Source organism: Aquiflexum sp., assembly GCF_977115555.1.
The window spans coordinates 1-8907 of record NZ_CDSBKL010000156.1; the positions used below are offsets into that span (position 1 = coordinate 1).

Annotated in this window: 6 protein-coding genes and 1 pseudogene; all 7 read right to left on the reverse strand. The window is 42.0% G+C overall.

What is annotated here, in order from left to right:
- A pseudogene (locus ACZFYI_RS10740) lies at positions 1-209 on the reverse strand (hypothetical protein); the annotation flags it as partial.
- Between the two features lie 200 nt (positions 210-409).
- Positions 410-934 carry a hypothetical protein gene (locus ACZFYI_RS10745; protein ID WP_462524131.1) on the reverse strand — a complete coding sequence of 175 codons (525 nt, stop codon included), beginning with the start codon at positions 932-934 and terminating at the stop codon, positions 410-412.
- Between the two features lie 308 nt (positions 935-1242).
- A complete protein-coding gene (locus ACZFYI_RS10750) occupies positions 1243-1587 on the reverse strand; it encodes a type II toxin-antitoxin system PemK/MazF family toxin (RefSeq protein WP_462524132.1) in 345 nt (114 codons plus the stop codon).
- Positions 1568-1807 carry a hypothetical protein gene (locus tag ACZFYI_RS10755; RefSeq protein ID WP_462524133.1) on the reverse strand — a complete coding sequence of 80 codons (240 nt, stop codon included), beginning with the start codon at positions 1805-1807 and terminating at the stop codon, positions 1568-1570. The genes ACZFYI_RS10750 and ACZFYI_RS10755 overlap by 20 nt, the downstream gene beginning before the upstream one ends.
- A gap of 350 nt (positions 1808-2157) precedes the next feature.
- On the reverse strand, positions 2158-4533 hold the full coding sequence (locus ACZFYI_RS10760) for an arylsulfatase (protein WP_462524134.1): 2376 nt from the start codon (positions 4531-4533) through the stop codon (positions 2158-2160).
- Between the two features lie 696 nt (positions 4534-5229).
- Positions 5230-7683 (reverse strand): ABC transporter permease, encoded by a 2454-nt coding sequence (locus tag ACZFYI_RS10765; RefSeq protein WP_462524135.1) that lies wholly within the window; start codon positions 7681-7683, stop codon positions 5230-5232.
- Between the two features lie 235 nt (positions 7684-7918).
- Positions 7919-8907, reverse strand: a 989-nt coding sequence (locus tag ACZFYI_RS10770) for an ABC transporter permease (RefSeq protein ID WP_462524136.1), incomplete at its 5' end; no start/stop codon positions are given.

Below are 8907 nucleotides of genomic sequence, written 5' to 3' on the forward strand. Positions count from 1 at the left end.
ATTTCAACTTTCCCTTCTTGCGGTTGTCCTAGGAAACTGCAAGAACCTACAACCTGATTTTGTCTAACCACAAAGTAAGCAACCCAAGGAATGATGAAGCCAATTTTTGGGTAAAAGTCGTCATTCATTTGCAGTAGTTGTTGGCAGTCAGCCGAAGCATAATCTTCATTTGTTTTGTCTTCGTTTAGTGCTATTGGTCTTAAATTCATTTTTTTCTGTCTATTATATTTTACTCATGTCAAAAGTTGCGCTTTTGGTTCATGCGGTTGCTGCTAAGGGTTTGCATATGGCTTGTGGCGATTTCTAAGCACTTTCCTGCCCACCCGAGACAGACTTGGTTAAGCGCCAAAAACCATGAATTTAGCGATTCTCTTGCCTTAAAAGCTATATACGTTGTTGGTACAGGTATTTATTTTTCTATTCTATCAATCATTTTTTTAGCTCGACCTGAAACGGATTTTCGTTCGTCCGCTGTCAATCTTTCCAAATGAGGTTTTATCCAATCTTTCAGGTCCGCATCTTTTTTTGCCCATACTGTCAATGTGTCCATTGTTTGGTTAAGTACTATCCAATCATTGTGATTGGAAAGGTTTTTCTTCATAATGCTTTTCGCCTGTTCAATTTGTTTTTCGGTCATATCCATGTGGAGCATTCCAAACAATTGCGATAAAGTCCATTGGGTGGAGGCTTGGTCAATTTGGGCGATATCGATCAAAAATCGGTCGATATATGGAATTAAGATTGACTTGTTGGTTTTACAAATCCGTTTCATTGCGTTTGAAGTCCGAAGGCGAACAAGTTCGTCATTACTGAAATAACAGTTAAATAGTTCGTTGAAAAGTTCATTTTCGGCCAATACTTCGTCCACAACTTCAACTGTATTTCCTAGTGAATTAGGATGTCCGCCTTTAAGTCTTTTTTCAAAGTTTTTCATTCAGCGATAAGTTTTTTCTTATGTATGCCACGGTTTGCTTTCTTCTATAATATTGGAAAGAAACCCTATTTAGGATGTTTTCCCTAAAATCGTGGAAATAACTCCAATATCAAACTTACCTTTTCTTTGACAAACAAAAAATCTCCTGAACAGGGTATTTTTAATAAAAAAACAGAAATAGATTTTTTGGGAATAAGACTCGGCGACCCTTTGCGATACCTTGGCGGTCATTGCGGTTATAGAAATATCGGGCTTCTGGAGAAGCAGGATAACGGGGAATCAAACATTGGCAACAAAAAATCCATTTCTCAACCCAGATCCAACAAAATCCTTAAGTTTTCTTTCACCTTATCAGCGGTAATACGGTCCACCTCTCCTATCTTTTCCAAAAGTCTGTTATTATCTATTGCCCTAACTTGGTCAATCATGACATCACAATCCTCTTTGAGACCAAATTTTGCCTTCTTTAGGTGAACCCTTAAAATCTCTGCCTCGGGCTTTACATTGGTGGTAATAGGACAAATGATGGTAGAAGGATGTTCTTTATTGAGTAAGTCGGTCTGAATGACAATCACAGGTCTGACTTTACCGGCCTCCGTTCCCCTTCTTGGGTTCAGGTCCGCAATCCAAATTTCAAATTGCCTGATCTTCATCAAACAGTTTTTCAAATTCAGCCAAAACTTCCATGGAGTCCTGTGCTACTATTTTTGATTCCTTGCTTAACTGTTCTGACAATAGTCTCCGCTTATGAAGTCTGTTGTAAAATTCAATCGCATCGTTGATATACCTGTTTCGGTTCTTATTTACTTTTGAAATGATATTTTCAGTCTCCTGGAAAATATCATCTTCAAGCTTCAATGATAGGTTTTTCATAGCTATTATATTTATTTAAAGGTATATACTTTTGATATATACTCCAAGTTTCAATAGATTTTTTGGGAATAAGAGTTGGCGACCCTTTGCGAAACCTTGGCGGCCATTGCAGTAAAAAATAAAACACCACAGAGTTCACAGTGTGCACAGAGAAAAAACAGAGTAAACCTTGGACCATTCCGATCCTTGCGAAACCTTGGCGGCCATTGCGGTAAAAAAATATCCAGCTTCTGGAGAAGCAGGATAACAAATTGGGTTGGATATAAAATAAATAAAGGGCGTAAAAACGCCCTTTATTTATTGCTGTTCAGATTACAGACCAAGAAACCTATAGTCTCCTGTTTGGCGGATCATTTTGCTCCGGGTTTTGTCTCGATGGTCACAGACTTTATTTTCCCTGTGAATTTTTCCTTATTTGCGTAAGCAGGATTTACCGGGGTATTCTCATCAGTACCGACATCGGCTGATTCATCAATTCCAAAGGTATTGCTGTTGGTCTTTTCAATTCTTCCTTCCCCAATTTTATCTCCATTCATTGAAATGGTGGCGATTCCACCTCCACCACGACCGCCATCATAGGCAAAGTCAAGTTTGATGGTATGTTTGCCTGCCCCTACTTTTTGTGTTGAAGTGACAGAATACTTTTCAAGTCCTACCCAGTTGTAGAAATAGGTTAGTTTTCCATCCTGCATATATAAAGTCCATCCGCCAAAGTCACCACCCTGACAGATGATAACTCCTGTGGCATTAGCAGGAACATCCACTTCAGCTGTAATGGTAAGTGAAGTGTTCTTTACATTGATGAAAGCATTTTCAGGAATACCCTTTGCCCCTTCATAAAGTACGAGTTTGGTACGGCCATTCATGAGGTCAGGCCTACCTGCAATTACCGGATCGAAGCGCTCAATGCTGCGGTCGTCAATAGGCAGCACATTATATTTCACTGCTTCCTCCATGAATTTCTTTTTGAGCTCTTCGAGCTTCTCAGGATTTTGATCGGCGAGGTTATTTGCCTGACTGAAATCTTCATCCACATTATATAATTCCCAAATGTCTTCCTGAAGAGGACGTCTTGGTTGCGCCTCCCATGGTGCTTTGTGTATTGTAGCAGCAAACCAACCTTCGTGATAAATGGCACGGTTGCCAATCATTTCAAAGTATTGGGTTTTGCGGGTGTCGGCAGCTGAGGCATTGTCAAAGGAATAATTCATTGGCACACCTTCAATCGGTCTTTGGGCAATGCCATTGACAATTTTTGGCGCAGGTACTCCCACTGCTTCATAAATAGTCGGAGCCACATCTACGACATGATGAAACTGGGAACGCACTTCATCCTTTGATTTGATACCTGCAGGCCAATGGAGTACCATGCCATTGCGTGTGCCTCCAAAATTTGAAGCGACCTGCTTTGTCCAGGTAAAAGGAGCATTTCCGGCCACGGCCCAGCCTGCCGCAAAATGGTTGTAAGCATGCTCTGAACCTAGTTTGTCAATCACTTCCATCTGCATATCCAATGTTTCCTGCACGCCATTGAAGTAGGTATTCTCATTGAACATTCCTATCATTCCTCCTTCAGCACTTGAGCCGTTGTCTCCTACAACATAAAAGAAAATCGTGTTTTCCAACTCCCCACGTTCCTCCAGGGCTTCAACCAGACGGCCGACTTGGCTGTCGGTATGCTCTGCAAATCCTGCAAAGACTTCCATCTGTTTTTCAAACAACTTCTTTTCATCGGCAGTAAGTTTATCCCAATCCATGATGTCAGCAGGCTTGGGGGCGAGTACAGTGTTTTCTGGAATTACACCCAATGCCTTTTGTCTTGCCAATGTTTCTTCGCGGACCTTATCCCAACCTTGGGAAAATTTCCCTTTGTATTTGTCAATGTATTCCTTCGGTGCATGGTGTGGTGCGTGGGTAGCTCCTGTCGCAAAATAGATGTAAAATGGTTTATCAGGCGTAAGAGATTGCTGTGTATTCATCCATGCTATTGCCTGATTGGTCATGTCATTTGTAAAATGGTAATCGGGGTCTTTTACGTTTGGATATACACGGGTAGTCCCATCGTATACCATTGGATGCCATTGATTGGTTTCTCCTCCGATAAATCCATAAAACTTATCAAAACCGGAATGCGAAGGCCAACGGTCATAAGGACCGGACACAGAACCTTCCCAAGGTGGAGTTTCATGGTATTTTCCAAACGCCGCGGTACTGTAGCCATTCAACCTCAGCACTTCAGCCACAGGAGTGATGGTCTGTGGTCGGATTCCGGTATTGCCCGGGAAAGCTGTAGCCACTTCCATGATGGCACCGGCGTTATTGGAATGATGGTTATATCCGGTGAGTATGGCAGTCCGGGTAGGTGAACACAAAGCTGTCGTGTGAAAACGGTTGTACTTCAATCCGTTTGCTGCCAGTTTTTCCAAAGTCGGCATGTGGATGGGACCGCCGAAAGCACTGGAGTGCCCGAAGCCTATATCATCAATCAACACCACAACAACGTTGGGTGCATTTTCGGGTGCATTTACCTGAAACCTTTTTGGTGCTGTGGCATTTCGTGCATCGAGCTCAGTGATTGGCGGGTAAATAGGTTCCTTCATTGGAAGAACAGAACGATCCAAAATTCCAGAATCCTGCGAAATTATTTCATTCTCTTGGGTTGTCGGATTACAGGCAACCGCTGTAAATAAGGCTAAAGCAAAAAAATAATTGGTGGATTTTTTCATTTTTTCCAAGTTTAGGTTAATGAATAGTTTGTACCCAAAGGGCTATTATCTAAAGTTATCATTTATCCAGATAATTTAATAAATAGGATTTAAATAATAATTGCGAAAAAATTGAAATAACCATAATACCCCAAACTATATCTCCTACTTGTTTACTATTTCAAATAAAAAAGTATCTTTTTCTTCCCAAAACCAAACACTCCGTAATTAAGGTTTTACCAAAATATGAATTGGTCTTTTAGGAATAAGATTTTGCGAAACCTTGGAGGCCATTGAGGTTAAAGATTTTGGAATGTTTGTGGAGACACAAACATGGGCGGCGACTGACCACGTAGTGGTCAAACATTAATAACCCCGAGTAAGGAACGCAACTCGGGGACAAGAAGAACAAGACGATTCCGGTTTTTGGCAGATGATATTTAAATAGAGAATTGAAGTTTCCGACAAAACAGGGAGTTCAATTCCCGGGATTTAATTCAACCCCTTCAGGGTTGCCCTAAAACTTCATCGCTTTTATTTTCTATAAATATGCTACCCCTTCAGGGTTGGCCGGAAATCGAACCATTTGCTGTCTCTCTGTTTTACCTGAGGCTCCACCACGGCGGACAAGTTATTCAAGGTTAGACCCCTTTGGAGTCTTTTTACCTCCTAATTATTTCCTCTGTGCCCTCCGAGTCTTCTGTGGTGATTTAATTTTCAATTCGACTTCAAAGAATCTACGGGATTGGCCAAGGCAGCTTTGACAGATTGGAAACTGACGGTCAGCCAAGAGATCGCCAACACTGAAATACCTGAAATCAGGATGATCCAAAGGTTGACATTGATCCGGAAAGCGAAATTTTGGAGCCACCATTTTTCCATCACCAACCAAGCCACCGGTACCGCCAAAGCAAAGGCGATCAAAATCATTTTGGTAAAATCCTTGGAAAGCATCAGGACTACCCCGCCTACTGAAGCACCCAAAACCTTCCTTACGCCGATTTCTTTGGTACGGAGCGAAGTGATATAAGCCGACAAGGCAAACAATCCGATACAGGAGACAAAGATGGCCAAGACAGAAAATATGGAGAAAATCCTTCCAGTCTGCTGTTCTTCCTTGTATTGTTGGTTGAGGCTTTCATCCAAAAAGGAAAACTTGAAAGCCTGTTCGGGAGCTATTTCTTTCCATTTGGCCTCGATGGCTTCTATGGCCGATTGGGTCTGATTGGGTTTGATCCGTGCAAAAACGTACTGACCGCCGATATTCGCACCGAAGCTTTCCGAATTCTGCATCACCAAAGGCGTGATCTCATCCCTGAGGGAATTGAAATTGAAATCTTTGACAATGCCGATGACAGTCCTCGCGATGATGACATTGCCATCCGGTGTGTTTTGGGTTTCCATCAGTTTGGAACCTATGGGATCCTTGATTCCCATAACTTTCACAGCGGTTTGGTTGAGCAAAACATAAAGTGAATCATTGGTATCTTCCGAAAATCCTTTTCCTTCCAAAATTTCAAGGCCCAATGTTTCCGAAACACCGTCTGCCACCACCATGGATTTGGTGGTGAGGATTTCGGAAGAACCTTCAGGCTGAAACTGAATCCCAAAGAAGGTGGATTCCTGACCCGGTGATGCAAAAGCAATCGCCGCATTTTCCACTTCAGGCATGGTGCGGAGTTCTTCGACAAAGGTCTTGAGGTTCTGCGGACCAAAGCTGAATCCCCTTTCGACTACCAAAACATGTTCCTTGTCAAAGCCCAAGGAGATATGCTGCATGTAAGCCATCTGATCCCTGATCACCAAAGTCCCGATGATCAGGATGATGGAAATCCAAAATTGGAACACCACCAAGCCGTTTCTGATCCATTTTCCTTTTTGGCTGCCGGTAAACTGCCCTTTCAAAACGTCTGTTGGTTTGAAGGAGGAAAGTACCAAGGCAGGATACAAACCTGCCAAAAGTCCAACAAACAGGATGATGCCTATGATGGATAAAGCAAATCCCAAGCTAAAAGGAAGCTGAAGGTTTCTTTCGGTCAGGTCATTGAAAAAAGGTATCGCCAACTGTGCAATGACCAAAGCCAAGAAAACCCCTACTCCGCTCAAAAGTATGGCTTCAGTCAAAAACTGCCGCATCAGCTGCGGCCTGAGCGAACCCATCACCTTTCTGATGCCCACTTCTTTGGCCCGCTCGGAGGACCGTGCCGTTGCGAGGTTCATGAAGTTCACACAGGCAATTCCCAAAATCAAAAATGCCACTGCAATCAGAATATAGACAGAATTGATATTGCCCGAAGGCTTCATCTGGGCTTCGAGGTAAGTCGGAAAAAGATGGATGTCATTCAATGGTTGCAAAAAATAGCGGTAGCCATTTCCCGCATTCCGGTATTCTTCCCAAGATTTTCCCAATTCCCTTTCGATCTGTCCGGCTGCGTATTTATCAACCAATTGTGGGATTTTGGCTTCTAATACGGAAGGATCGGCACCTTCCCTGAGTTTGAAGTAAGTGTAGGCAGAAAAACCGGTAAAATTCTCCTGTTGGAGAAATGGAAAACCGGTGTTGGATACAATCGCGCTGAACTTGAAATGGGAATTGAGCGGAATATCAGCTATCACGGCAGCAACTGTAAATTCCAGGTTTTCACCAATCCGGATCAGTTTTCCCAATGGATCTTCATCCCCAAAATACCTTTTTGCCATCTCCTCTGTCACAACTATCTCGTTGCCCTTTGTAAAGAGGTTTTCTGAATTCCCTTTTATAATTTCAAAATCAAAAACCTTAAAAAATGAACTGTCTCCTGATATGATGATCTCTTCATCGAATTTGACTTCTTCATCTCTTTGGTTTTTGTAGGTCAATTCCACATTTGGAAATCTTGAAGAGATGGTAGCTTCCTCGATTTCTGCAAATGTTTCCTTTGCTACTCCTGCAAATGAATGGGGAATGATGGCATAGTAAGTGGAATGGTTTGGGTAAATCCGTTCCAAAGACATCCGGTAAATCCTGTCCTGATCTTTGAAAAACCTGTCGTATGAGAATTCATTCCGGATAAAAAGCACAATCAATATGCAGCTCGCAATCCCCACTGCCAACCCGACCACATTGATGAATGTATAGACCTTCTGTTTGAAAAGGCTTCTGACAGCGATTTTGACATTGTTCTTGAGCATGGGGTTTTGGTTATTTCGATATTGGTTATTAGGTTAATTGAGATTGAAATATGGTAGATATATGATAGAAATAAATTGAAATATTTGATCCGGATAACCTTCGGGAGGATATTCATGGATATTGGATATTGATGGATATAAAATTCCAAAATAACCGTAAAGGTGGAATAATATATCGCCGAAGGCATTATTTCAAATTATATCACGTAGTATAAATCAATTATTTTTCATTTAACTACTCCGCCTTAAGTGAATCCGCTGGATTATCTGAAGCTGCTCTCCATGATTGGATGGAAATGGTCAGCCATGCTATCAATATTGCGATGCTTGCTGTCAGAACGAAATACCCGGCCTGCATCTGAACCTTATTAGCAAATTGCTCGAGCCAAGAACCCATGATATAATACCCAATCGGCAAAGCCAGGACTATGGCGATAATTACCGGTTTGAGGAAATCCTTGGTCAATTGATGGACAATGGAAATAGAACTTGCCCCCATTACTTTCCTAATGCCAATTTCCTTTCTTCTTCCTTCTGCCATAAATATGGACAATCCCAACAAGCCAAGACTTGAAATCAACAAGGTCAGCAAAGCGAACAATCCCAATAGGTTGCTCAACCTGGTTTCACGGTCATATTGTTTGACCAGGCTATCCTCAAGGACAGAATATTCAAATGGAATACTTGGGTTGATTTCTTTCCATTTTGCAGATAAGGTTGCAACTACCTGCGGAATATCCTCCGAATTGATTTTGACCAAAAGATGTGAAGAAGCATCAAAATGGTCATTTTGAACAGGTAAATAAACTGTGGGAAAAATCTGAAATCTTAAATCTGAAGTCTGATAATCCTTTACCACACCGATAACATTTCCATGAAAATCCAAAAACCGCTGCCCATTTTCTTCTGTAAAAACCTCAATGGGTTTTCCCAGGCTTTCCTCAGGTGAAAGCCCCATCGTCTTGGCAAGTGCCTCATTGATAATAAAACCTCCGTTGCGGACAGCAGGAAACATTTCCCTCATTTTGAAAGCATCACCTTTGTCGTTGAATTCTTCGGAAAACTCCCTTCCTGCAACCATCGATACCCCAATGGTTTCAAAATAATTGAAATCTATATATTGTTGGTTGATCCAATTCTGATCATTGGAGTTTTGGCCTTCGTAGGAAAACTGCGGACCCCAACCGGCATCCACTCCGGGACGAGCACTCGAACCCAAGACAT

Coding starts and splice junctions, on each gene's coding strand:
- ACZFYI_RS10750 (WP_462524132.1), bottom strand. CDS start 1,587: ATGAAGATCAGGCAATTTGAAATTTGGATTGCGGACCTGAACCCAAGA.
- ACZFYI_RS10755 (WP_462524133.1), bottom strand. CDS start 1,807: ATGAAAAACCTATCATTGAAGCTTGAAGATGATATTTTCCAGGAGACT.
- ACZFYI_RS10765 (WP_462524135.1), bottom strand. CDS start 7,683: ATGCTCAAGAACAATGTCAAAATCGCTGTCAGAAGCCTTTTCAAACAG.
- ACZFYI_RS10760 (WP_462524134.1), bottom strand. CDS start 4,533: ATGAAAAAATCCACCAATTATTTTTTTGCTTTAGCCTTATTTACAGCG.
- ACZFYI_RS10745 (WP_462524131.1), bottom strand. CDS start 934: ATGAAAAACTTTGAAAAAAGACTTAAAGGCGGACATCCTAATTCACTA.